We start from the raw sequence: 24,582 nt of genomic DNA on the forward strand, positions 1-24,582 counted from the left end.
GGGAGTGGCAAGTCGTCAGGTGTTCGCCAGCACGATCACGCTGTCGCCCTCGGCGAGGCTCAGCGGCAGCCTCTTGTCCGGGTTCAGGTGGATGCCGAACTTCGGAGGCACCGCAGCCTCCGACATCCGCCGGTAGCCGATCGCCGACTGCCCCTGGCGGCGGGCCGACTCCACCACCGTGTAGAAGTCCGTCTCGTGCCCCGCCAACACGTAGTCACGGGCGGGCCTGAGGTAGATCTCGCTGCCTCCCGCCCGGAAGAGGCCCTCGAAGAGCGCGGCCAGGTCGCGGTTCTCGGAGACCTGCGTCATCAGCAGGCTGATCAGCTTGTCGCTGACGATGAAGTCGTCGCTCTCGCTGATCGGCGCCAGCGCGCGGTTGCGGTCGTCGCTCAGCTCCGCGACGACCGGCAGGGGGCAGGGCAGCCCGCTCGCGAGGTGCCGCAGCTGCAGCAGCGTCACCAGGGTCCGGTTGTCGGCGCGCAGTCCCATCGTGCCGTCGGCGTCGTCACCGAGCACGATCACACGGTCGTACCCGCCGACGTCGAGAGCGCGCAGCACCGCGGGCTCGGTCACGTCGCCCGGCCGGAACCCGACCGTCAGCGCGGCCCGCCCCAGCGGCACCGAGGCGACCGTGTCGGCGACCTCGCGCTCCCGGGCGACCACGTCGAGGGTCGAGCCGTCGGCGACGTACTCGTCGAGCTGCTCGATCACCATGGCGGCACGCCGGTTCCAGCCCAGCATCAGGGTCCGCTCGGGCTGCGGGACGCGCGGTGGCGGGGTGACGATCGCCGCCGTGTCGATCGTCCAGCTGTGATCCGAGAGGACCAGCGTGTCGTCGTCCCAGGAGATCGCCACGATCTGGTCGCCCTCGTGGACGACGGCCGCGGAGTCCGGGTTGAGGGCGAGCGAGCCGTCCGCCCGCCGCAGGCCGACCACGGCCGAGGTGGCGTACGACATGAGCACCTCGCGGTAGGTGCGGCCCACCAGGCCCGGCTCGGCGCCGAGGTAGAACTCGGTGCCCTCGTAGCTGAGCAGTTCCGTGTAGACCACCGAGAGACCGGGCCGGCGGCAGGTCTGCACGATGAGACGGGCCGCGATGTCGTCGATGCTGAGCACGCATGCCCCCGGGCCCGCCGCGAGCCGGGCCGTGTCCCGGTTGCGTACGTCCCGCACGGCCGCCAGCACATGGTGCGGGCCGTCCTGTATCCCGGGGCTCCTGGTGACGGCGAGGAGGGTCTTCACCAGGTCGGCGTCTCCGTCGTCACCACCCGGCGTTATGACGATCACCGCGCGGGCGCCGCTCGGATTGACCCGCTCGATGTCCGCGGGATCGACCGGGCTGCCGGTGCGGCAGATCACCCGCGTGTTGCGGGTGTCCGGCACCCGGGCCCGGATCAGCTCCTCCATCTCGACCTTGTCCCCGGGGGCGAGGACGGCGACCGCGCTCCTGCGCTTGTTGCTGTTCGCCTCCACCAGTTGCGCGAGGATCGGGTAGACCTGCTCCGACCAGCCCAGCAGCACCGTGTGGTGGTTCTCCAGCACCACCGACCTGCCACGCCGCAGATCCATGATCCGGCGGTTGACGCCGGCCGCGATCAACCCGATCAGCGCGCTCGCGAAGAGCAGTCCCACCAGCGCCAGCAGAACGGAGAGCAGCACGAACACCGGGGCGCCGACAGCGCCGCCCAGTTTGAACGCCGCGCTCACGTTCTTCCAGATCTCCAGCAGCTGGTTGTGCAGGGTGGGGGGCCTGCTCGTGTCCACCCAGACCAGCAGTGAGCTCAGCGGGACCACCATCGCCAGGCAGATCAACGAGAGCCAGCCGATCAGGGCCGGGGTGCCCCGGGTCATGGTGTTGTCGAACCAGTACCGAAGCCGGGATCCGACGACAGATGTGCGGGCCATGCCGCAGTTCACCTCCGGGAACGCACCGACCTGAGCCAAGCGGGCGATCGGGAACAAGGGGGCGCAAGCGGCGAACCGCCCACGCGTTCCCGATCTTCCACCGGAAGCGGGGCCGCCGCAGCTGACTTGGCGGCGCCCCGCCCGAACGGGTGCGTTCACCGGCGCTTTTCAGCCAACTGTGCCCGGTTGTGCCCCTCCTGCGCCGGGACCGGCCAACTGCCCTACCGGTGGACGCGCCTGGCCCGGCCTGGCCGTGCGGGTCAGACGATGCCCTCCGCGATCTCCTCCCGCTCCCGCTTGGTGCCGTACGCCGCCTCCGAAGGGGTCCCGTACGACTTGCGGGCCGCGTACCACCACGCCGTCGACAGCAGCAGCACCACGGCCAGCGCGATCACCGCGTAGTTCATCGTCTCCCAGTTCACCGGGGCCTTCTGCGGCAGCAGGAAGAGCACGGTCACCACGGCCACCCACGACACCGCGAACCAGCCCACCGGCTTGCTCCACCGGCCCAGGTTCCACGGCCCCGGCTCGAAACGGTCGCCCGCCCGCAGCCGGAGGAAGATCGGGATGGCGTACGCCGGCGTGATGCCGATGACGTTGATGGCGGTGACGGCGCCGTAGGCCGTCGCCGAGTACAGCGAGGGCACCGCGATCAGGCACGCCACACCGACCGACAGCCACACCGCGGGAACGGGCGTCTGGGTGCGGCTGCTGACCCTGCGCCACAGCTTCGAGCCGGGCAGCGCGTTGTCACGGCTGAACGCGAACACCATCCGGCTCGCCGCGGCGACCTCGGCGTTGCCGCAGAACAACTGCGCCACGATCACCACGAGCAGCAGCGCCGTCGCACCGCCCGAACCCAGCGCGTCCAGCAGGATCTGCGCCGGCGGCACCCCGGTCGCACTTCCCACGGTGCCCGCGTAGTCCTGGATGGCGAAGGTGAGACCGGCCAGCAGTGCGAAGCCCGCGATCCACGACACCCAGATCGCGCGCACGATGCCGCGCGGGGCGGCCACCGAGGCGTTCGACGTCTCCTCCGACAGGTGCGCCGAAGCGTCGTAACCGCAGAAGGTGTACTGCGCGAGCAGCAGCCCGATGGCCGCCACGTAGACCGGGCTGTCGATACCGGTGTCGTTCACGAACTCGGTGAAGACGAACTTCGCCGACTGGTGGTGGTCCGGAACGATCACCAGCGCGCCGACGATCACCGCGACGCCCGCGATGTGCCACCACACACTGATCGAGTTGAGCACGCTGACCAGCCGGACGCCGAACAGGTTCAGCACGGCGTGCAGCAGCAGGATGCACATGAAGATGAGCATCGTGGAGCCGGGCGTCGGCTCGAAGCCGAACCGCAGGTTGAGGAGCGCGCCGGTGAACAGCGCCGCGCCGTAGTCGATGCCCGCGATCGCCCCGAGCAGCCCCAGCAGGTTCAGCCAGCCGGTGTACCAGCCCCACTTGCGGCCGCCGAGCCGGTCGGCCATGTAGTACAGGGCGCCCGACGTCGGGTACGCGCTCGTCACCTCGGCCAGCGCCAGACCGACGGTCAGCACGAACAGGCCGACCCCGAGCCAGCCCCACATCATGACCGCGGGCCCACCGGTGCCGAGGCCGAAGCCGTACAGCGTCATGCAGCCGGACAGGACCGAGATGACGGAGAAGCTGATGGCGAAGTTGCCGAAGCCGCCCATCCGGCGGGCCAGCACCGGCTGGTAGCCGAGCTCGCGCAACCGCTGCTCCTCGTCGCGCTGGGCGGGCGGCCTCGTACGGGGCTGCTTCGGTGGCGATATGGACACGGGTGTTCCTCCGGTGGGGGTGGTCGGTTACGGGGGAGGTGCCTGGAGCGAGCGGGTGCGGGCGCGCAGGAACAGCTCCTCCGCCTCGCGCGCGGTGTCACCCCGGTCGTCGGGAATGCGGTACGTCCAAGGGGCGGCGGCGTAGTACGGCCCGAGCGCCTCGAACACCCGCGCCGCCGAGGAGAACTGGTGGGCGCCCCACAGGGCGTGCGCGAGGTGGCTCAGATCGAGCAGCGAGTGTGCGCCAGCACCGGCCGGGTCGCCGCGGCCCACGGCCTCGGCCCCGTCGAACCAGTGGTGCAGCGCCTGCTGTGCGTCCCGGATCGCGTCGTCCGTCACCCAGTGCAGGTCCAGGGCCCTGTCCTGGCCGCGCTCGCGGCGGTAGCGCTCGATGCGCACGTACAGGGGCAGCACGTGCACCGCCGACCCCAAGGGGGCGGGGCCGACCGCCCAGCGCACGTAGTTCACGGCCTCGGGCAGCGAGCCGCGCGGACTGCGCGCGTACACGAACTGCAGCATCCGGTGATGGGCCTCGCGGTTGTCCGGATCGCGCTTGACGACCTCGTCCAGCAGACCCCACGGGCCGGGAAAGAGCATCGGCCCGGGCGGGGGCACCCGGTGTTCCGCCACCCGCTGTCGGCGGTCGAGCGGCGACAGCGCCAGCAGGCAGACCCACGGCACCGGATCGTCGGGCGCCTGCTGGGCGCAGACCTGACACGCCTCCCACGCCTCGTGCCACAGCTCGGCGGTCCGCGGATGTCCCTCGCGGTGCGCGCGGGAGGCACGCTCCACCGCGACGCGGGTGTGCATCACCGTCGCGGCGAGGCTGTGCGGCTCCTCCGTGCGCCACGCGCGTACGGTGTCGGTACCGGCGGCCACCGCGGCCAGCACCTGGGTGCGCCGGGTCCACGACGCCCAGTCGGCGGTACCGGCCAGCAGGTTCCGCATGGCCACCCACCGGCCGGTGCGTAACTCCTGTACGGCAAACCGTAATTCGGCGTCATGACCGGCCGGGTGGTACACCGGGCGGAACTCGTCGCTGGGCATCTCTACTGGTTCCTCAGGTGCGGCGGGGTGGGGGGACGGTCCGGCAGAGCCCGTTCCGCCGCGCGATTCTGTCGGGTCAACCCGGTTGGGACGCCGTGTAGTTGACCATGGATGCGGCGTTCCGGTCCAGCTTTTGCCGCGAAGGCCCCGGGTTCGGAGCCCACTTCCCCGGCGGCCCCTTGACTACGGCAGCGGGGCTGGCCCAGTCTTTCGGCGTCGATCACAGGGCGAGGGGTGCGGGGATGGCAAGGGGATCTGCGGGCGGGGACGCCCCGGTGCTGGCCGTCGACCAGGGCACATCCGCGACCAAGGCCCTCGTCGTGTGCCCCGGGCGAGGAGTGATCGGTACGGGTGAGGCGCCGGTACGCCCCCGCCACCTGCCCGGCGGTCGCGTCGAGGTGGACCCCGCCGAGCTGTACGCCTCCGTGCTGGAGGCCGGCCGGCGCGCACTCGCCGCGGCGGGCGAGCCCGTCGCCGCCGTCGGGCTCGCCAACCAGGGCGAGACGGTACTGGCCTGGGACCAGGCGACGGGCGAACCGCTCACCGAGGCGATCGTCTGGCAGGACCGCAGAGCCGCAGGGTTGTGCGAGGAACTCGCGGACCAGGCAGCCGGGTTGCAGGAACTCACCGGCCTCCCCCTGGACCCCTACTTCGCCGCGCCCAAGATGGCCTGGATACGGCGCCGGCTCACCCGCGCGGGGGTGGTCACCACCAGTGACGCCTGGCTCGTCCACCGTCTCACCGGGGTGTTCGTCAACGACGCGTCGACCGCCGGCCGCACCCAGCTCCTCGACCTCGACCGGGTGGAGTGGTCCGGGGCCGCCCTGGACGTGTTCGGCCTCGCCCACGAGGACCTTCCGGAGGTCGTCTCCTGCGACCGGCACGTCGGTACGACGAGGGCCTTCGGCCCCGAACTCCCGCTGACGGGACTTATGGTGGACCAGCAGGCCGCGCTCCTCGCGCAACGGGCGGTGGCGGCGGGGTCCGCCAAGTGCACCTACGGAACAGGGGCGTTCCTGCTCGCCCAGGCCGGCGGGCGGCCGGTGCGCCCCACGACGGGCCTGGCCGGCTGTGTGGCCTGGCAGCTGCGCGGCCGTACCGACTACTGCCTCGACGGCCAGGTCTACACGGCGGCGTCGGCGGTGCGCTGGCTTACGGAACTCGGTGTCATCAGCGGCCCCGAGGACCTGGACCGGGTGGGCTCCACGGTCCCCGACAGCGGGGGAGTGACGTTCGTACCGGCGCTGGCGGGACTGGCGGCGCCGTGGTGGCGCCCGCAGCAGCGGGGCTCACTCACCGGCCTCGGTCTGGACACCGGGCCCGGCCACCTCGTCCGCGCACTGTGCGAGGGGATCGCGGCCCAGGTGGCGGAGTTGGCGGACGCGATGGGCCGGGACCTGGGCACGGGTCTTGGCGAACTGAGGGTGGACGGCGGTCTGACCCGCTCCGCCCTCCTGATGCAGGCGCAGGCAGACCTGCTGCAGCTCCCGGTCGTCGTCGCGGAACTGCCCGACGCGACAGCGCTCGGAGTGGCGACGGCCGCCCGCCTCGGCCTGAACCCGCACCTCGGCGTCACGGACGCGCTGCCCCCGACCGGAAAGCCCTCGGCGGTCTACGAGCCGAGGATGTCGGCGGACGAAGCACAACAACGAAGGGCGTCGTTCCGAAGGGCGGTGGACAACCACTGACCGCCGCGGCTGCCCGTACCCGCCACCCGTCACCCCTCACCCGTCACTCCTCACCCGCGCCCAGGGACCCTCCAGGACCCCGCCTGCCGCCACCGGCTCGCACGTCCGTACGGCCCGGCCCTGCCCCCCCACCGGGCGGCCCGCCTGTCCCGCCTTGTTGCGCAGGACGGGCCCGTCCCTTGTTACGCACGACGGGCCCGCCGCCCACTTTTCCCAGCCCTCCCGCCTCCGAGCTGCCCGCCCGGCGCAGAACCTCCCCCGAGGAGCCGCATGCCGTCCGCCCGGCAGCACGACCCCACGCGGAGCTCCATGCCGTCCGCCGACCCTGCCCCGTACGACATCACCGTCATCGGTGCCGGCGTGGTCGGTGCCGCCGTCGCGCGTGAGCTGGCCCGGTATTCCGCACTTCGGATCGCTCTCGTCGACGCCTCCGACGACGTCGGCAACGGCACGTCCAAGGCCAACACCGCGATCCTGCACACCGGGTTCGACGCCACCCCCGGCACGCTCGAAGCCCGGCTCGTACGGGAGGGACGGCGTCAGCTGCTCGCCTACGCGGGCCGGTGCGGCATTCCCGTCGAGCAGGTCGGCGCCCTCCTCGTGGCCTGGACCGAGGAACAGCTGGCCGCCCTCCCCGCCCTCGCCGACAAGGCCGCCCGCAACGGCTGCACCGACACCCGCCAGCTCACGCCCGCCGAGCTCTACCTCCGCGAACCGCACCTCGGGCCCGGAGCCCTCGGCGCGCTCGCAGTGCCGGACGAGAGCATCATCTGCCCCTGGACCACCACCCTCGCCTACGCCACCCAAGCGGTCCGCGCCGGAGTCGACCTGCACCTCAACACCAGGGTGGTCGCGCTCACTTCGCTCCCCGAGGGCCACGAGGTCCGCACCACCCGAGGCACCCTGCGCACCCGCCTCCTCGTCAACGCCGCCGGGCTCCACGCCGACGACATCGACCGCCTCCTCGGCATCAACGACTTCACCGTCACCCCGCGCCGCGGCCAGCTCCTCGTCTTCGCCAAGCCGTCCCGGGCCCTCGTCCGGCACATCCTGCTGCCCGTCCCGACCGCACTGGGCAAGGGCGTGCTCGTCACGCCCACCGTCTTCGGCAACGTGCTGCTCGGCCCCACCGCCGAGGACCTCACGGGGGAGGACGCCAAGACGGCCCACCACACCACCCCCGAAGGCCGCGCGTACCTCCTCGACCAGGGCCGCCGCATCATGCCGGACCTCCTCAAGGAGCAGGTCATCACGTCGTACGCGGGGCTGCGCGCGGCCACCGGCCACGAGGACTTCCGGAACCGGGCCCACCCCGGCCTGCGGTACGTCACCGTGGGCGGCATCCGGTCCACCGGACTCAGCGCCTCGATGGGCATCGCCTCGTACGTCGTCGGCCTGCTGGAGGAGCAGGGTGAGCTGCCGGACGCCGGCCGGCGCACCGGCCCGGCGCCGCTCCGGATGCCGAACATCGGCGAAGCCTTTCCCCGCCCCCACCGCCGCCCCGACCTCATCGCCCGCGACCCGGCCTACGGGGACGTCGTCTGCCCGTGCGAGTCGGTCACCCGGGGCGAGATCCGCGACGCCCTCACCGCCACCGTCCCCGCCCGCTCCCTGGGCGGTCTGCGCCGCCGCACCCGGGTGGAGTCCGGCCACTGTCGCGGTGCGCAGTGCGGTGCGGTGGTCCGCGCCCTGTACGAGGAGCACGTGCCGAAGGGCTGACGCGGCCGGTCCCTGGCCCTGATCCGGGTCCGCCGGGCCAGGTTGCGGCGCCCTCGCTACCGGCAGCGCAGCTGCTCGCCCGTCATCGGAGCCCCCTCGACCATGCTCCGGTCGTACCGCACCTCGGTCACGCCGCGGTCCGCCGAGCCCACCGCCACCTGGAAGACGCGTCCGTGCCCAGCGACCGGGCGCAGCCGCGCGCCGGGCAGTGCGGCGGCCAGGGTGGAGGCGTACCGCTCCCAGTACGGGTCGTACGTGATCACCGTCGGGCCGTCCGTCCGGACGGCGGGCGGCTCCGCCTTCGTCACGTCGAAGCCGCTGCGCCGCAGTGCCTCCGCCACGTCCGGGTCGTCCACCCGCACCGGAACCGTGCTGGGCGCCTTCTCGACCGGCACCGCCTGGAGGGTGACCTCCGCGGCCACCGGCCGGTCCTCACGCATCGCCGTGAACAGCCGCTCGGCCCGCGCCGCGTCCCACACCAGGGTCGATCCCCACTGCGGTACCCGGTGGTCGAAGGCCGACATCGGGACGGTCGCGAACTCCATCTGTCCGGGGCTCAGTTCACGCAGGGTCCAGCCCAGCGAGAACAAGGTGGCGAGACCTGTTCCGGCATCCGTGCGCAGCCGCGGGAGCAGGGCGTGGGCCGCCCCGGCGAGAGCCACCGGATTGCGGAAGGTGCCGGCCTCGGACAGCCGGGTCACCATGCCGAGCAGCAGCCGTTGCTGGCGGCGCACCCGGCCCAGGTCCCCGGGCGGGGAGAGCTTGCGGGCCCGCGCGTAACGCAGGGCCTGCGGACCGTCGAGCACCTGGGTGCCGGGAGCCAGGGAGAGCCCGGAGTTGAAGTCCTCCAGGGGCCGGTCGGTGCAGACCTGTGCGCCACCGAGGCCGTCCACCGCTTCGGTGAAACGGGCGAAGTCGGTCTCCAGGTAATGGTCGACACGCAGCCCGGTGGCCTGTTCCACGGTCCGCACCGCGAGGTCCGGACCGCCGTGCTGGTACGCGCCGTTGACCTTCCCCGCGTGCTGCGGATGGCCGTGCGAGGCGAACTGCACATAGGAGTCACGGGGGATGGAGACCACGCTCATCCGCCGGCCGTCCTGCGCGAGGTGCACCAGCATCATGACGTCGGTGCAGTCGCACTCCTGCCCGCCGACGTGCAGCCGCTGGATCTCCTCCGGGGCCATCCCGCTGCGCCGGTCGACCCCGACGACCAGCAGGTTGGTTCCGGGCGCCGCAGCGGCCCTCGGGGACAGGGTGCCGGCGTGCTCGATGGTGTAGGGGAGGGGGTAAGGGGCGGGAGTGTCCGCGGTCGCGGGGAACGGGCCGGCGGCGAGGGAGGCCACCAGCAGTGCGGCGAGTGCGAGACGGCGGCGGCCGGACAGCAAGGGGACCTCCAGGAAGCAATCCGTGGCGACACGCGGGACTCCGAGGCGACGCACGCTCCGAATGACCCGCAATACGGGACAAAAGCGGCAAGGTGTCTCGCAGCGTAGCGCAGTCCGTCCGCAAATCGATTGCAGCCGGGCTGATCATCTGCCTAGCGTCCGCGTCATGCTTCCCGAGGTGAACACCGACGAGGAATGGGACGCCGTCGTCCCGGACGAGGCGCTCGTGCGGCCGGCGGCGGAGGACGTGTGTGCCCGCCTCGGCCTGCCCGGAGCGGCTCTGACCCGCTACGCCGAGGGCTCCCAGCCGGTGTATGCCGTCGGCGGCGACCACGTCCTCAAGCTGTACCCCGGCTCCGCCGCCGAGGACGGCATCCGGGAGGGCCGCGTCCTGCGCCATCTGCACGGCCGGCTTCCGCTCCGTACCCCCGAGGTGTTCTCCTCGGGCCCGTACGTCCGGGGCTGGCGGTACGTGCTGATGTCCCAACTGCCGGGCGAGGACCTGGCCCTCGCCTGGCCGCGCGTCCCGGCCGCCGTCCGCGCAGACCTCGTGGCGCAGGCGGGCGAGGCGCTCGCCGCACTGCACGCGCTCGACCCGGCCCCGCTCGCCCCGCACCTCGGCCCGGACGACTGGCACGGCTTCCTGGCCGGGCAGCGTGCGGGCGCCGTCGCGCGCCAGCGCGCCTGCGGCCTCCCCGAGGAGTGGATCGCGCGGATCCCCGCCTTTCTCGACACCGTCGAGCTGCCGGCCGGCCCGCGGCGTGTCCTGCTGCACACCGAGTTCATGCGCCAGCACCTTCTCGTCGACCCGCGAACGTGGCGGCTCACCGGCCTCATCGACTTCGAGCCCGCCATGATCGGCGACCCGGCGTACGACCTGGTGGGTGTCGGCCTCTTCGTGACCCGCGGCGAGCCCGGCCTGATGGCCCGCTTCCAACAGGCCTACGGCGCCTCCTTCGACGCGCGCCAACTCCTCGCACACGCCCTGCTGCACGTCTACTCCAACTTCACCTGGTACTTCCGCGAGCTGCCCATGCCCGCGGAGCAGACCTGGGAGGCCGTGGCGGAGGCGTGGTTCGCGGCCGGCTGAGGCAGAGCGACGCGCCGATCGGAACCACCCGAAACAAGCCGTACGGCGGGATGCCGTTGTTGACACCCGTTCACGACCGGTCGGGGTGTCCCACACCGTGGACGCCCTTTCGGACAGCTCCGCACCCCTCCGAAAGAATTCGAACGCGGCACGGGGTGCGAAGTCGGGTCACGACGGGCGCGCACGGCGCACCGGGCGGCGTACGAACGGCGCAGGCCGGAGCGGTAAGGGACGGGATATTTCGAACGCAAGGCCCGCAGCAAGACCGATTCCCGCCAGATCGGTCACCTGACGGAGGTCCTGGGACCCCGTTGTCGCCGACCGGGGCGGCGCGCGGGCAAAGAAGTTTTTTTCAGGCCTGACCTGGGAGGTTGAACACTCCGTCATGTCTTGATGGCAAGAGGTGTACACGTAAAGATCCGCCCCGATGGCCCCGTCCGCCCCCCACAGATCATCCGCAGCGCCCAAACGGTCCGAAAAACACCCAGCCGCCGTGTCCGGACAACGAGTGCTCAACTTGAGTCAGCTCATGGGCAGTTGCATCGTTATTGACGATCGGACATGGGCATATAGGCCCCAGCACAGAGCAGAACCCCACACTGCACGTTGAAACCTGGACTCCAGGGGGATTTCTCATGAGCATCGCTTCGGATCACCGGCTGATTCAGCAGTTGCCCCACGTTCCCTTCTACTGCCCGGTGCCGCCCGCCGCCCATCCGGCCTCCGGCGTGTTGAACGAGATGACCGTCGACTGGATGCTCCGACAGCAGCTCGACGACGAGGAGGCGCAGCGACAGCGCCTCGCGCTCTGCGACTTCGGCGGACTCACCGCGGCGACCATGCCCTATGGCCGCCTCGCCCCGCTCGCCCTGATGGCGAAGTTCCACGCCGTGCTCTTCTCGCTCGACGACGGCGTCTGCGACGAGGCCCGGCCCACCGCGGGGCGGCTGGCCCGGGAGACCTCCCGAATAATGCGTGCCGTCGAGGCGCCCGGCGTGCCCGCGTCCGGCGCGTCGCGACACGCCGACGCGCTGCGCGACCTGCGCCTCGAACTGGAGACGTACGCCACGCCGCGCCAGCTGCGCCGCTGGGTCGACGCCATGCGCGTCTACACCTCGGGACTGGTCTGGGAGGCGGACTGCCGCCGCACCCCGGGACAGCCCTCACTTGACGACTACGTGACCCTGTGGATGCGCGCCATCGGCATGGCGCCCTCCACCGCGATGATGGAGATCGTCGCGGGCTACTCGGTGCCCGACGAGGACATGGAGGACCCGCGCGTGCGGGCCCTCACCGAGATCACCTGGACCCTGGTCAGCTGGGACAACGACCTCTACTCGCGCAACAAGGAGCTGCTGCGGGCCGACGACGACCTGAACCTGATCGACGTGCTCTGCCACGAACTGGGCTGCGGCCCCGAGGAGGCACTGGAGCAGGCGATCGCGATGCGCGACCGCGTCATGGTGCTCTTCCTGCGGCTGCGCGAACAGGTGTTGTGCTCGGGAGGCGCCGAACTCCGGCGCTACGTCCACGACCTGGGGCAGTTCGTCCGCGGACACCTCGACTGGGCGTCGCGCTGCCCGCGCTACATCGTGCCGTCGCCCCCCGGGGTGGAGGTGAAACCGGTGAGCTGGTGGAAGCACCGGCCGGCCGACGACAGCCGCGAGCCGCTGCCCCTGCCCACGATCGCCTGGTGGTGGGACCAGCTGGAGCAGGGAGGCACCGCGGCACGACACGCCGCGTGAACGCGCCGCCCGGAAGGCCCGACACGCCGGCACCCAGCCGCACCGGCCCCTGCCCCCTGCCGCCCCGGCCGGGCGGCAGGCCGACAGCCGGCCGCGCCGCCTAGTAGCCGCGCCACCAGGTCGCAAGGCGCCGCCACAGCCGTACCGGCGCGGACCCCCGGCGCTGGGCGGGGATCGTGGGCGCCGGAGGCGCGGCCGTGGGAGCCAGTGGCACGGACTCCGGATGCGGCACGGCCCCCGGCTGCGGCACGGAGGAGTCGTTGCCGGGGGCGGACGCCGTCGCCGCCGCCGGTACGGGCGCCGGGCGCGAGCCGACCTGCCACTCCTGGCGCCGCGCACTGCGTGGCGTCGGCGCCGCGGGCCCGGTGATCTCCTGCGGCGGGCGGGGCGCGAACGACACCGGGAGCTCGATCAGGTGGCGGGACATCAGTGCGCTCTGCCACCTCAGTTCCTCCTCCGCCACCGAGAGCTGGATGTCCGGCAGGCGCATCAGGAGCGCGTCGACCCCGGTGTCGGCGATGGCACGTCCGATGTCCTGCCCGGGGCACTCGTGCGGTCCGCCGCTGAAGGCGAGATGGGCGCGGTTGCCCTGCATCGAGGCGGAAGGATCGGGGCGTACCACCGGGTCCACGTTGGCGGCGGCCATACCGACGATCAGCGCGTCGCCCGCCTTGATCTTCTGCCCGCCGAGCTCGGAGTCCCCGGCCGCCCACCGGCCGAGGATCGTGGTGAACGGCGGCTCGTCCCACAGTGTCTGCTCGACCGCCTCGGGCAGTGTCATATGACCGCCGCTGAGCTGGGCACGGAAGCGCGGGTCGGTCAGGACCATGCGCAGCACGTTGGCGATCAGGTTGGCCGTCGTCTCGTACGCGGCGATCAACACCAGCCGCAGGTGCTGGGCGGCCTCGTCGTCGGAGAGCCCGGCCGGATGGTGCACGAGCCAGGAGGCGAAGTCCTCCTCGGGCTCGGCCCTGCGGCGCACCACGAGGCGGGTCAGCGCAGCCATGACGTGCTCGTTGCTCGCGATCGCGGTCTCGGTGCCCTTGATCATGTCGCGGGCCGCCTGCACCAGCCGCTCGTCGTACTCCTCGGGCATGCCGAGGATCTGGCACATCACCATCATCGGCAGGTGCTCGGCGAACCGGCTGACCAGGTCGGCGTGTCCGTCCTGACAGAAGTCGTTGACCAGCCGGTTACTGAACCGGTTGATGAAGCGGCGCACCCCGCGGTGGTCGATGCGGGCGATGGAGTCGGTGACCGCGCCACGCTGCCGCTCGTGTTCCGCGCCGTCCGCGAACACACAGATCGGCTGGTACGCGAAGATCGGCGCCAGCGGGTTGTTCATGCTGACGGTGCCGTCGTGCAACAGCCGCCAACGCCGCGAGTCCCGCGAGTAGAGCGAGGGGGTCCGGGTCATGTGCAGGTTCTCGCTGTGGCCGAGCACCAGCCAGGCGGGGACGTCGCCGTTGATCAGGACGGGGGCCACCGGGCCGTGCTCGGCGCGCAGCTTCTCGTAGAGGCCCATCGGGTCCTTCTCGTGCGCCGGCCCGTAGAGCCGGCGCAGCCCGCCGGGGCCGAACTCGGCGATCTCGGCGCTCTCCGACGTCCCGAACGCGGTGCCCACGGCGTGGGCAGGGCACTCGGGGGGCGGTACGGGTGAGGGATCGAACGGGGAAGTCACGGCAACTCCTGGAAGAGGAAGAAAAGTTGGCGGCCGGGCAGCTCAGGACCGCTGCAGGGCGAGCGAGTGCAGATAGTGCATGAGCGTCATCAGCACATCCCGGCTGGAGGCTCGCAGCCGCGCGTCGCAGTTGACCATCGGCACCTCGTCGGGCAGGTCCAACGCGTGCCGCAACGCCTCCATCGGGTGGCTCGGAGCGTCGGGAAAGGTGTTCACCGCCACCACGAAGGGCACCCCGCGCTCCTCAAGGCGCCCGATCACGTCGAAGCTGACCTCCAGGCGACGGGTGTCGACGAGGACGACCGCACCGAGCGCACCTTCGAACAGGCCGTTCCACAGGAACCAGAAGCGCTCCTGGCCCGGCGTGCCGAACAGGTACAGGATCAGCTGCTCGCTGATGCTGATCCGGCCGAAGTCCATGGCGACGGTCGTGGCGGTCTTGCCCTCGATCCGCGAGTTGTCGTCCACGCCGATGCTGGCCTGGGTCATGGTCTCTTCGGTGGTCAGCGGGCGGATCTCGGAGACCGAGCCGACCATCGTGGTCTTGCCGACGCCGAAGCCGCCGACGATCACCACCTTGACCGCGGCGGTGGCCGTGCTCGGCAGTACGTCCTCGGACCGGGGGCCCGTGATGGTGTCAGAGCCTTTGTAGTCCATGCATCACCGCTTCGAGGAGGGACCGGTCGGGGAGCACGGCGCGCACGATGGGCGCCCGTGACTCGACCAGTTCGGAGCCGAGGAGTTCGGTCAACAGCGAGGTGACCACGCTGAACGGGAGGCGCAGATACGCGGAGATCTCCGCCACCGACAGCGGGGCCCGGCACAGCCGCAGGATCGCGGCCTGCTCCGGCTGCACCGTGGGTGACGGGGTGGAACAGGCGACGACCATGGTGACCAGGTCGAGCGCGGCTCGCTCCCCGCCGTCCGGGCCGCCGGTGATCACGTACAGCCGCTCCGGGTCCCCCTTCGACGACTCGGCGTCGGCGGCGGAGCCGGACAGCTTGTCCCGGCGTTCGCGGCGGGGCTGTTTCATCCGTGGTGCCCCTCGTGCCTGGGCGGGCTGGTCAGGTGGGCTCCGATCCGTACGACCAGGTCGCGCATCCGGGCCCCCACCAGGCCGGCGTCCACCGTCTCGTCGGCGAGCACCGCGAGGTAGGCGCCCGCGCCCGCCGCCATCAGGTAGAAGAACCCCCCGTCGACCTCGATGACGACCAGCCGCATCCGGCCGTCGCTGTCCGGGATCTCCGCGGCGACCGCAGCGGCCAGGCTCTGCAGCCCGGCACAGGCGGCCGCCAGCCGGTCGGCGACGTCCGGGTCGCCACCGTGCCGCGCGATGCGCAGACCGTCCGCCGACAGGACCACGATCTGGTAGATCTGCGGCACACCGGTGGCCAGGTCCTTGAGAATCCAGTCCAAGTTGGCCCGCTGCTGGATCACTTCAGATCTCCTTTGTCCCACATGTCGTCGCCCGGGTGGCCGGCCTGCTGCGAGGGCGGGCCGTCCGCCTCGGCCGACGGATCCAGCGGCACTCCGTTGGCCGCCTTGGTGAATGCTTCGAGCCAGATGCCCGGCTCGGGTTCTTCCTTGACCGGCTGACCGGCCGCCGCGGCCTGGGCCGCCGCCGCTGCCGCCGCCTCGGCGGCGGCCTGGCGCTCCTGCGCCGGGAGGTTGTGGGAACCGAGGGGCGCCCGGCCCCGGCTGCGCCGCTGCGGCAGCCCGTTCTCGGTCCATTCCGTGACCACGGGGACGTCCTCCTCCATGGCCGGCCTCGGTACGGCGACGGGTCGCGCCGCCGGGGCCGGCGCCGGCACCTGAGGTGCCTGGGGGGCCGGAGGCTTCGGCGCGGCCGGCCGGGGCTTGCGCTGAGGCGCCCGTGCCTCCTCCGGGGACATCCCCTGGCTCACCCCGCCGCGCGGGACGGCCGAGGCGCCGATGCCGTGGGCGATGCCGGGGGCGGGCCCCGTGGTGACGATGTCGCGCGGCACGATCAGGACCGCCCGGACGCCGCCGTAGGCGGACTGCCGCAGCGACACCTGGAGGTTGTACATCTGGGACAGCCGGCCGACTACGGCCATGCCGAGGCGGGGGGTGTCGCCCAGCGCGTTCAGGTCGATGCCGGCCTGGGCCTGCGCGAGCATGTTCTCGGCCCGGCCGCGGGCCTCCTCGCTGAGACTGACGCCGCCGTCCTCGATCTCGATGGCGATGCCGGTCTGCACCTCGACCGCGGTGACGTGCACCCGGGTCTGCGGCGGCGAGTATCGGGTGGCGTTGTCGAGGAGTTCGGCGCACGCGTGGATGAGCGGCTCGACGGCGGTGCCGATGATGGCGACCTTGGCGATCGAGTGCAGGTCGACGCGCCGGTACTCCAGGATCCGGGACATGGCGCCGCGCAGCACGCTGAACAGCGGTACGGGACGCGGCCACTGGCGGGACGGGCGGGCGCCGCCGAGTACCGAGATGGAGTCGGCGAGCCGGCCGATCAGGGCGGTGCCGTGGTCGATCCGCAGCAGGTCGTCGAAGACCTCCGGGTTGCGCCCGTGGTCCTCCTCCATCTGCCGCAGTTCGCTGGCCTGTTGGTGCACGATGGCCTGCACCCGGCGCGCGATGTTGACGAACGCACGCTGTGCGGACTCTCGCCTGGCCTCTTCGAGGTCGATGATGTCGAGCACCGTACGCAGCAACTCACGCTGTGCGTACGGCAGATCGCGGTAGCGCTCGTCCGCGTCGACGACGTCCCTGATCACCTCGGCGGGCGACTCGCCCGAGCGCAGCCGCCGGATGGCGGCCGGCATCAGTTCCTTGGCCAGCCGCACCGTCTCGTCGTCGTGCTCGGCGAGCCGCCGTTCCAGCGAGGCGGTCCGCTGGGCGTGCTCCGACTTGGCGCGGCTCAACAGCCGCCCACGATGGACGATTTGAGCGGTCAGCACGGCGACCACCACGGTCGCCAGACCACCCGCCCAGATGACGGGTATCCGGGCGGGCTCACCGACGGTGAACACCGCGGCCGCTGTCGCGGCGACCGTCAGGACGACGGCCAGCGCGAGCGGACGGACGAAGGGTGACTTCTGCTGCGGGGCCCTGCGTGTCTGATGTGCTGCCTGACGTGATGGGGATTCAACCCGAACCATGGAGAGCCTCTGGCGGTGATTGGGGGATGTCTTCCAACAAGTACGACCTAGGGGAACAAGTGGATGAATTCACATCAACTCGGCTTGTTGCGCAGCGAGCTTAGCCCGGTGGGATCAGCCCGTCGGCCGGTTCCTCCAACCCCCTGCACCGATCGTCGTCCCCGGCATACACTCACCGACTTTGTACGTTCGGCGCTCGGTTGTGTACGACGAGTCACCGGATGGAAGGAATATGCCGCAAGCGCAGGACAGGCGTCGGCGGGGCTTGATAACGCACACGCCAGAGGCTGTTGGGGTGCGGGGCGCGGGACCACGGGACGCGGGACACAAAAAAGGCCCGCCCGCCCCGGAGGGCGAGCGGGCCGGCCGTCGGCGGCGAGCGGGACTCGGCTTACGAGCGCGGCAGCAACGGTGCTGCGGGCCGAGCGAAGACGGAGGAGGTCCGGGGGTACTGCCCCCCGGGTCAGGGGAGTCCCGGGGGCGCTGCCCCCCGGGTCAGGCGATCGACGCCGAAATGATCGCGGCCACCGCGATGTTGCAGGATGCCGTCACCCACACCGCCGGGTGCGGCTCCTGCTCGACCAGCGTCTTGCCCAGCTTGCCCGGCGTCACCACGTCGACCACCCAGAAGGCCACCGCCATCATCACCAGGCCGAGCACACCGAACGCGGCCGTCGACACCAGGCCCTTGCCGAAGTCGTTGTACGTCGTCCAGATCGAGGTGAAGACGATCCCGCCGATACCCAGCAGCGCCGAACTGAGCAGTACCGCACAGTTGCGGTTGCGCTGCTCCCAGATCTGCCGTCCGAGCTTGCCCGGTGTCAGGGCGTCCACCAGGAAAATGCCCAGGGTCAGGAGGACGACGCCGAGGGCGCCGTAGGCGGCGGCACGGCCAATTCCGTTGACGATGTCTTCCATTGAGAAGTTCAGTCCCCGTGGTGTAGGCACACCAGTACGATGCGCGTGTCAAAAGAGACGCAAAACTTATCGCACGGGTACCGGGCGGCGGCAAGGGACCTGTCGCAGAGGACCCGCCCCCACAACCGTCGGCGACCCACTCTTGACGGGCCATCGTCAAGTGAATGACGCTGGAACGTAGTTCGGAAAGACCCGACCTTTCGCACGGGACCGCTCACGATCGCGCACGCCGCCCGCCCGCATGCGTCATGGCACACACCCCGCCCCCCACACGTCACGGCACACATCCCGCCCGCACACGTCACGGCACACCCCCCGCACCGGAGGCCGCATGACCGCCGTATCCCGATCCCTCGCCGTGCGCAGTCTCGCGCTCACCCTCTCGCTCGGCTCGCTGAGTCTGGCGGTGTCCGCGGCGACCGCCGCCCCGTCGCCGGCCGCACCTGCCGGAGCCACCGCGAGTTCCCCGCTCCCCGTGGTCTCCCCGACGCCGCAGAGCATGACCCGCGCCGGTGCTGACATCGTTGTCCCCTCCCATGTCGAGATCATCGTCGGCAAGGACACCGACCAGGCGGCCCGCACCCTGCTGACCCGCACCCTCAGCGAGCACGGCGTACGCCACACGGACGTACGCGAGAGCCCGTCCCGGCACGCCGGGCTGAGCATCCTGCTCGGCCCCGCGACCCGCCCCGACATCGCCCGCGCGCTCACCGGCACCGCGGTGCCGCAGCACGCCGAGGGGTACGCGCTGCGCGCCGCCCGCAAAACTGTCGCCCTCGGCGGCACCGACGCGACCGGGCAGTATTACGCCGTACAGACCCTGAAGCGGCTGATCGTGCCGCAGCGGGCACACGGCCACGGCCGCGAGGAGGGCGGGGACCACGGCCACGGCAGGACCGTCATCGCCGGTGCCTCCGTCTCCGACTTCCCCTCAATGCCCTTGCGCGGCTCGATCGAGGGCTTCTACGGCCCGCCGTGGACGAAGGCCGAGCGCCTCGACCACGTGGACTTCCTCGGCACCGTCAAGTCCAACACCTATGTCTACGCGCCGAAGGACGACCCGTACCACCGTGACAAGTGGCGCGAGCCCTACCCCGCGGACAAGGCGGCCGAGCTGGGCGAACTCGTGGAGCGCGCCACCGCGAACCACGTCCGTTTCGCCTTCGCCGTCTCGCCGGGCGCGTCCATCTGCTACTCCGACCCCGCGGACACCCAGGCGCTGACCGCCAAGCTCCAGGCCATGTACGACCTGGGCGTACGCACGGTCTCCGTCCCCCTGGACGACATCAGTTACACCAAGTGGAACTGCGAGGCCGACCAGGCGGCCTTCGGCGCTCCCGGCCAGGGACCAGCCGCCAAGGCACAGGTCGGCCTGCTCAACACGCTCCAGAGGGACTTCGTGGCCACCCACCCCGGCATGCGGCCGCTCCAGATGGTGCCCACCGAGTACGGCGACCTCAAGGACTCCCCGTACAAGCAGATCCTGCGTTCCACCCTCGACAAGCCGATCGAGGTGATGTGGACGGGCACCGACGTCGTGCCGCCGTCCATCACCGTCGACCAGGCGAAGAAGGCATCCGACCTCTTCGGCCGCAAGGTCTTCGTCTGGGACAACTACCCGGTCAACGACTTCGCCCGTACCGCGGGCCGCCTCCTCCTCGCGCCGTACGACAAACGCGAACCCGGGCTCTCGGACCACCTCACCGGCCTCATCTCCAACCCGATGAACCAGGAGGCGGCCAGCAAGCCCGCCGTCCTCACGATGTCCGACTTCGCATGGAACGACCGCGGTTACGACCGCATCCGCTCCGGACGGCAGGCGGCGCTCCAACTGGCGGGCGGGGACCCGCGGCTGGCCGACGCGGTGCAGGTCTTCGTCGACCTCAACCACCTCGCGCCCACCTTCGGCGACACCCCGTGGCAGCCGCAGTCGCCGGTCCTCGGCCCGAAGACCGAGGCCTTCTGGCAGCGGTACGCAACCGATCCGCGCGGTGCGATCCGGGCGTTCCGGCCGACGGTCGACGAGATCACCCGCGTACCCGCCGCCCTCCGGCGCGGCCTCCCGGACAAGCTGTTCCTCTCCGACGCGGCCAACTGGCTGGACGCCACGGAGCTGTGGGGCCGGTCGATGGCGTACGGGCTCGACGCGCTGAGCGCCCTCCAGGTCGGTGATTCGGCGAAGGCGGCGGCCGCCCGCAAGGCCATGGACGAGCGGGCCGAGGCCGCCGCCAAGATCACCGTCGACCCGAAGGAACACCACCAGCTGGGGCAGGTGAAGCTGGGTGACCCGTTCATCCAGGACTTCGTGACCCGGGTACGCGCCGCGCACGACGAGTCGTAGGACATTCACCGAAGGACGGGGGCACGGCCTCACGGTCGTGCCCGCGACGGGCTCGGGCGGGACCCGTCACGCCGCGGGTTCCGGCGAGCCGATCGCGCGCTCGCCGGCGCGCGATCGCGAGTTTCCCGGCGCGCGGGTGCCGGTGAACCGACCGGCTCCCGCACTCCGCTCCCGGCTCCCCGCACTCCGCTCCCCGTGGCCCCTTCCCCCGCTCCGCGCACTCGGGCACGATGATCCCCGTGGATCTGGCCGAACACCGCGCCCTCGACGCCCTGCAGCGCGACCCGTACCCCCTGTACGCCCGCGCCCGGTCGGCCGACGGTCTCACCTTCGTGCCCGAACTGGACTCCTGGCTCGTGGCCAGGGACGCGGACGTGCGCGAAGTCCTGCGGCGCCCCGAGGACTTCTCCTCCGCCAACTCGCTGAGTCCGGACGTGCGCCCGGGCCCCGCGGCCCTTGCCGAGCTCGCGAAGGGCATCGGCGGACGCGGCACGGTCGTCACCGCCGACGGCGACGCCCACCGAGCCTTGCGTGCGCCCCTCAACAGCGGGCTCTCACCCGCCCGCGTCAACGCCGTCCTTCCGTACGCCACCGCCCGCGCCGAGGAACTCCTCGACGCCTTCGCGCCGCGTGGCCGCGTCGAGTTGATGGGGGAGTACGCACAACTGCTGCCCGGCGACGTGATCGGCAGGCTCCTGGGCCTCACCGAAGAGGACTCCCGAACGGCGGTTCACGGAGGCCGGCGCGCCGAGGAACTGCTGTTCCGACCGCTGGCCGAGGACGAACAGATCGCCTGCGCGCGCGACGTCGTCACCCTCCAGCACCTGCTGGACAACTACATCCGTGATCGTCGCGCCCACCCCCGCGACGACCTGGTCTCCACCATGAACACTGCCCTGGTCCCCGGCACCGGCGACCTCACCCGCGAGCAACGCGGCCACCTGGTCTCCCAGTTGCAGAACCTGCTCCTGGCCGGACACCTCACCACGACCGCGCTGATCGGCAGCACGATGCTGCACCTGCTGAGCGACCGCACCCGGTGGGAACGGCTGTGCGCGGCACCGGGCCGGATTCCCGCCGCGATCGACGAGGCGGCCCGCTACGACAGCCCGATCCAGGGGTTCCGCCGCGTCACCACCCGCCCCGTGACCCTGGCCGGCACCGAACTGCCCGCAGGCGCCGTCGTGTTCGTGGCCTACGGCGCCGCCAACCGAGACCCGGAGCGGCACGAGCACCCCGACAGCTTCGACCTCTCCCGTACCGCGGGCGCGCGCCACGTCGCGTTCGGCCACGGCGTGCACGGCTGCCCCGGCTCACAGCTGGGCAAGGCCCAGGTGCGCATCACCCTGGAGCTGTTCGCCCGCAGACTGCCTGACGTACGCCTGTCGGTCGGCAAACGCCCGGGGCGAGCGGCGGACCAGCGGGCCGTCATGCGACCCACTCTGATCCACCGCTCGCCCCAGGCGCTGCACCTGACCTTCTGACGGCCCGTGACGCGTCGCGTCAAGCCGCTCAGTCGAGGTAGTCGCGCAGCACCTGCGAACGCGACGGGTGGCGCAGCTTGGACATTGTCTTGGACTCGATCTGGCGGATGCGCTCACGCGTCACTCCGTAGACCTTGCCGATCTCGTCCAGCGTCTTGGGCTGACCGTCGGCCAGGCCGAAGCGCATCGAGACGACGCCCGCCTCGCGCTCGGAGAGGGTGTCGAGGACCGAGTGCAGCTGCTCCTGCAGGAACGTGAAGCTGACCGCGTCGGCCGGAACCACGGCCTCCGAGTCCTCGATCAGGTCACCGAACTCGCTGTCGCCCTCCTCGCCCAGCGGGGTGTGCAGGGAGATCGGCTCGCGGCCGTACTTCTGGACCTCGATGACCTTCTCGGGGGTCATGTCGAGTTCCTTGGCCAGCTCCTCGGGGGTGGGCTCGCGGCCCAGGTCCTGGAGCATCTGGCGCTGGACGCGGGCCAGCTTGTTGATGACCTCGACCATGTGCACCGGGATACGGATGGTGCGGGCCTGGTCGGCCATCGCGCGGGTGATCGCCTGCCGGATCCACCAGGTCGCATACGTCGAGAACTTGAAGCCCTTGGTGTAGTCGAACTTCTCGACCGCGCGGATCAGACCCACGTTGCCTTCCTGGATCAGGTCCAGGAAGAGCATGCCGCGGCCGGTGTAGCGCTTGGCGAGGGAGACGACGAGGCGGAGGTTCGCCTCCAGCAGGTGGTTCTTCGCACGGCGGCCGTCCTCGACGAGGATCTCCAGCTCGCGGCGGAACTGCGGGGTGAGGTCGTCACCCTCGCCGTCCTCGCCCTCCAGCTTGTGCTCGGAGAAGAGACCCGCCTCGATGCGCTTGGCGAGCTCCACCTCCTGCTCGGCGTTGAGCAGCGGCACCTTGCCGATGAGCTTGAGGTAGTCCTTGACCGGGTCGGCGGTGGCGCCGGCGACCGCGACCTGCTGCGGCGGGGCGTCGTCCTCGTCCTCGTCCGACAGGACGTAGCCGGCGGTACCGGGCTTGGGGGTCTCCTCTTCCTCCTCGCCGTCACCCGCCCACTCGTCCGTCGGCTTCTTCGCCGCGGTCTTCTTCGCAGCGGCGGCCTTCTTGGTGGCGCGCTTCTTCGGGGCGGGCTTCTCCGCCGTGGCGGTCGTCTCGTCGAGCTCGTCGGCGGTGACGGCCTCCTCGGCGGGGGCGGCCGGTGCGGCGGCTGCCGTCTTCTTGACGGCGGCCTTCTTGGCGACGGCGCGCTTCGCGGCCGGCTTGGCCTCGCTGCTCGCGGCGGCCTTGCGCGGGGCGCGCTTGGCGGCCTTCGCGGGCTTGGCGGCAGCGGCCGCCGTCACCATCAGCGTCACACCCTCCTCGTCGAGGACCTGGTTCAGGCTGCGCAGGACCCGCTTCCACTGGTCGATCGGGATGCTGTCCGCTTCGAAGGCATGGCGCACGTCGTCGCCATTGATGTGGCCCTGGTCCCTGCCGCGCTCGATGAGCGAGACCAAGGACGGCGATTCGGCGATCTCCTGTGGGAACGGGCGGGACGGACTGAGCGACACGAAGAGCCTCTCGTAGCGAGAAATACAAGTGTGATGGCGGGGCGAGGCCCTGGCCGGGCCTCTCTTTGTCGTGCGGAAAGCCTGGCTGCGCGACGGCACCTGTCGGTTCATCGCGCACCCGCGCTGTTTCGTTACGCCTTTTACGAAGTGACCTGAGCCACTCTTGCTTTCCCGGTCCGGCCCCGGCCTGCTACGGGTGCTCCGGATGCGTGACGACCGGGGTCTGTCGGGTGGTTCGGACCCTTGCCGAACGGGTCGAGCGCAAACCCCAAGGGTACCCCGGGGCGTCATTCCTCCCCGGCTCCCGTAGCTTTCGTCCGGAATTCCCCCGGCTGGGTGATTCGTACTTTCGACACCTTCCGACGCCTTCCGCCACCTTTCGGCCGACAGGCCGAAACTCGGTGGGTCGCCGAATCCGTCAGCCGGAGCTCGACGGCCCGCTGAAACAGTCAGCCCGGAGCGCAATGGGTCGCCGAAACCGTCAGCCCCGAGCTCAATGACCACGCAGTCGCGGGGCGTGCGCCGCCGCGTCCACCGGGTCCGCGCCGGGCGCGCCCACCTGTTCCGCCAGCTCCCGCGCCCACCGCACCAGAGCGGCCAGATCCATGCCGTGCACCTGGAGCGCGGCCCGAGCGCCGTCCTGCTCGGACACCGTGTTCCCGTCGTCGGCGGGACCTCCGTCCGAGGTGAGGCCCCCGTACCCGGCGAGATTCGTGGCACCCCGACGCAGCAGCCGAGCGCCGCCCGTCGCGTTGCCGCGCGCCGCGTGGGTCAGTCCGACGGCTGTCTGGGCCAGCGCCCGCCACAGCGGAGCCTCCTCCTCCGGCCCCGATTTCCACGCGTCCTCGAACACCTCGTGCGCGTGGAACGGCATCCCCGCGTCCAGCAGCCGCTGTGCTTCGACGACCGTCTCGGCGGGGGAGCGGACCACTCCTTCGGGCTGCCGCTCCACACCGGGGGCGCCGTACGGAAGGGGCCGGCCGAGACCGTCACGGGGGCGGGCGTTGCGGGCCCGACCCTCGGGATCCCGGTCACGCTGTGTGTTCGTACCGTCAGGACCGGTCATGATTTCCTCCCGGGGGACACGGAAAAGCCCG

At 71.4% G+C, this 24,582-nt stretch carries 18 protein-coding genes; 6 read left to right on the top strand and 12 right to left on the bottom strand.

What is annotated here, in order from left to right; all coding sequences use genetic code 11:
• Positions 1–15: 15 nt before the first annotated feature.
• From ACIQM4_RS04085 to ACIQM4_RS04095, 3 genes are all read right to left on the bottom strand, one after another.
• On the bottom strand, positions 16–1,905 hold the full coding sequence (locus tag ACIQM4_RS04085) for an NAD-binding lipoprotein (RefSeq protein WP_401585612.1): 1,890 nt from the start codon (positions 1,903–1,905) through the stop codon (positions 16–18).
• Positions 1,906–2,165: 260 nt separating this feature from the next.
• Positions 2,166–3,701, bottom strand: a complete 1,536-nt coding sequence (locus ACIQM4_RS04090; protein ID WP_401585615.1) for an amino acid permease — start codon at positions 3,699–3,701, stop codon at positions 2,166–2,168.
• A 27-nt stretch (positions 3,702–3,728) separates the two neighbouring features.
• A complete protein-coding gene (locus ACIQM4_RS04095; RefSeq protein ID WP_401585617.1) occupies positions 3,729–4,748 on the bottom strand; it encodes a hypothetical protein in 1,020 nt (339 codons plus the stop codon).
• A gap of 242 nt (positions 4,749–4,990) precedes the next feature.
• On the opposite strand from ACIQM4_RS04095, the gene ACIQM4_RS04100 reads away from it, so the two are divergent.
• Complete coding sequence (locus tag ACIQM4_RS04100; protein WP_401585619.1) at positions 4,991–6,436, top strand: FGGY family carbohydrate kinase; 1,446 nt, start codon at positions 4,991–4,993, stop codon at positions 6,434–6,436.
• 270 nt (positions 6,437–6,706) lie between these two features.
• Complete coding sequence (locus tag ACIQM4_RS04105; RefSeq protein ID WP_401585622.1) at positions 6,707–8,155, top strand: NAD(P)/FAD-dependent oxidoreductase; 1,449 nt, start codon at positions 6,707–6,709, stop codon at positions 8,153–8,155.
• A 56-nt stretch (positions 8,156–8,211) separates the two neighbouring features.
• Here ACIQM4_RS04105 and ACIQM4_RS04110 read toward each other — a convergent pair whose 3' ends face one another.
• Positions 8,212–9,540, bottom strand: coding sequence for an LCP family protein (locus tag ACIQM4_RS04110; RefSeq protein ID WP_401585625.1), 1,329 nt, complete (start codon positions 9,538–9,540; stop codon positions 8,212–8,214).
• Positions 9,541–9,706: 166 nt separating this feature from the next.
• On the opposite strand from ACIQM4_RS04110, the gene ACIQM4_RS04115 reads away from it, so the two are divergent.
• Together ACIQM4_RS04115 and ACIQM4_RS04120 are read left to right on the top strand one after the other, a co-directional pair.
• Positions 9,707–10,630: a phosphotransferase family protein gene (locus ACIQM4_RS04115; RefSeq protein WP_401585627.1), complete on the top strand. Its 924-nt coding sequence runs from the start codon at positions 9,707–9,709 to the stop codon at positions 10,628–10,630.
• A 635-nt stretch (positions 10,631–11,265) separates the two neighbouring features.
• A complete protein-coding gene (locus tag ACIQM4_RS04120; RefSeq protein WP_401585630.1) occupies positions 11,266–12,375 on the top strand; it encodes a hypothetical protein in 1,110 nt (369 codons plus the stop codon).
• Positions 12,376–12,475: 100 nt separating this feature from the next.
• Here the strand turns inward: ACIQM4_RS04120 and ACIQM4_RS04125 are convergent, their stop codons facing one another.
• The 6 genes from ACIQM4_RS04125 to ACIQM4_RS04150 all read right to left on the bottom strand — a co-directional run bounded on the left by ACIQM4_RS04125 (position 12,476) and on the right by ACIQM4_RS04150 (position 18,102).
• Positions 12,476–14,056, bottom strand: coding sequence for a cytochrome P450 (locus ACIQM4_RS04125; RefSeq protein ID WP_401585632.1), 1,581 nt, complete (start codon positions 14,054–14,056; stop codon positions 12,476–12,478).
• 42 nt (positions 14,057–14,098) lie between these two features.
• On the bottom strand, positions 14,099–14,713 hold the full coding sequence (locus tag ACIQM4_RS04130; protein WP_401585635.1) for a GTP-binding protein: 615 nt from the start codon (positions 14,711–14,713) through the stop codon (positions 14,099–14,101).
• Positions 14,694–15,089, bottom strand: coding sequence for a DUF742 domain-containing protein (locus ACIQM4_RS04135; RefSeq protein WP_401585637.1), 396 nt, complete (start codon positions 15,087–15,089; stop codon positions 14,694–14,696). Before ACIQM4_RS04135 ends, ACIQM4_RS04130 begins: the two co-directional genes overlap by 20 nt.
• Positions 15,086–15,493: a roadblock/LC7 domain-containing protein gene (locus tag ACIQM4_RS04140; protein WP_401585639.1), complete on the bottom strand. Its 408-nt coding sequence runs from the start codon at positions 15,491–15,493 to the stop codon at positions 15,086–15,088. Before ACIQM4_RS04140 ends, ACIQM4_RS04135 begins: the two co-directional genes overlap by 4 nt.
• Positions 15,490–17,184, bottom strand: coding sequence for a sensor histidine kinase (locus ACIQM4_RS04145; protein WP_401585642.1), 1,695 nt, complete (start codon positions 17,182–17,184; stop codon positions 15,490–15,492). The genes ACIQM4_RS04140 and ACIQM4_RS04145 overlap by 4 nt, the downstream gene beginning before the upstream one ends.
• 495 nt (positions 17,185–17,679) lie before the next feature.
• A complete protein-coding gene (locus tag ACIQM4_RS04150; protein ID WP_401585645.1) occupies positions 17,680–18,102 on the bottom strand; it encodes a DUF350 domain-containing protein in 423 nt (140 codons plus the stop codon).
• Positions 18,103–18,433: 331 nt separating this feature from the next.
• Between ACIQM4_RS04150 and ACIQM4_RS04155 the strand changes: the two genes are divergently transcribed.
• Together ACIQM4_RS04155 and ACIQM4_RS04160 are read left to right on the top strand one after the other, a co-directional pair.
• Entirely contained in the window at positions 18,434–20,443 is a 2,010-nt protein-coding gene (locus tag ACIQM4_RS04155) for a beta-N-acetylglucosaminidase domain-containing protein (protein WP_401585648.1), read from the top strand.
• A 239-nt stretch (positions 20,444–20,682) separates the two neighbouring features.
• Positions 20,683–21,927, top strand: a complete 1,245-nt coding sequence (locus ACIQM4_RS04160; protein WP_401585651.1) for a cytochrome P450 — start codon at positions 20,683–20,685, stop codon at positions 21,925–21,927.
• 28 nt (positions 21,928–21,955) lie between these two features.
• On the opposite strand, the gene ACIQM4_RS04165 is transcribed toward ACIQM4_RS04160, so the two are convergent.
• Both ACIQM4_RS04165 and ACIQM4_RS04170 read right to left on the bottom strand, forming a co-directional pair.
• Positions 21,956–23,485 carry an RNA polymerase sigma factor gene (locus ACIQM4_RS04165; RefSeq protein ID WP_401585653.1) on the bottom strand — a complete coding sequence of 510 codons (1,530 nt, stop codon included), beginning with the start codon at positions 23,483–23,485 and terminating at the stop codon, positions 21,956–21,958.
• Positions 23,486–23,978: 493 nt separating this feature from the next.
• Positions 23,979–24,551, bottom strand: coding sequence for a DUF309 domain-containing protein (locus ACIQM4_RS04170; RefSeq protein ID WP_401585654.1), 573 nt, complete (start codon positions 24,549–24,551; stop codon positions 23,979–23,981).
• Positions 24,552–24,582: the final 31 nt, after the last annotated feature.

This window comes from Streptomyces sp. NPDC091272, assembly GCF_044757485.1.
In the GTDB taxonomy this organism is placed as follows: domain Bacteria; phylum Actinomycetota; class Actinomycetes; order Streptomycetales; family Streptomycetaceae; genus Streptomyces.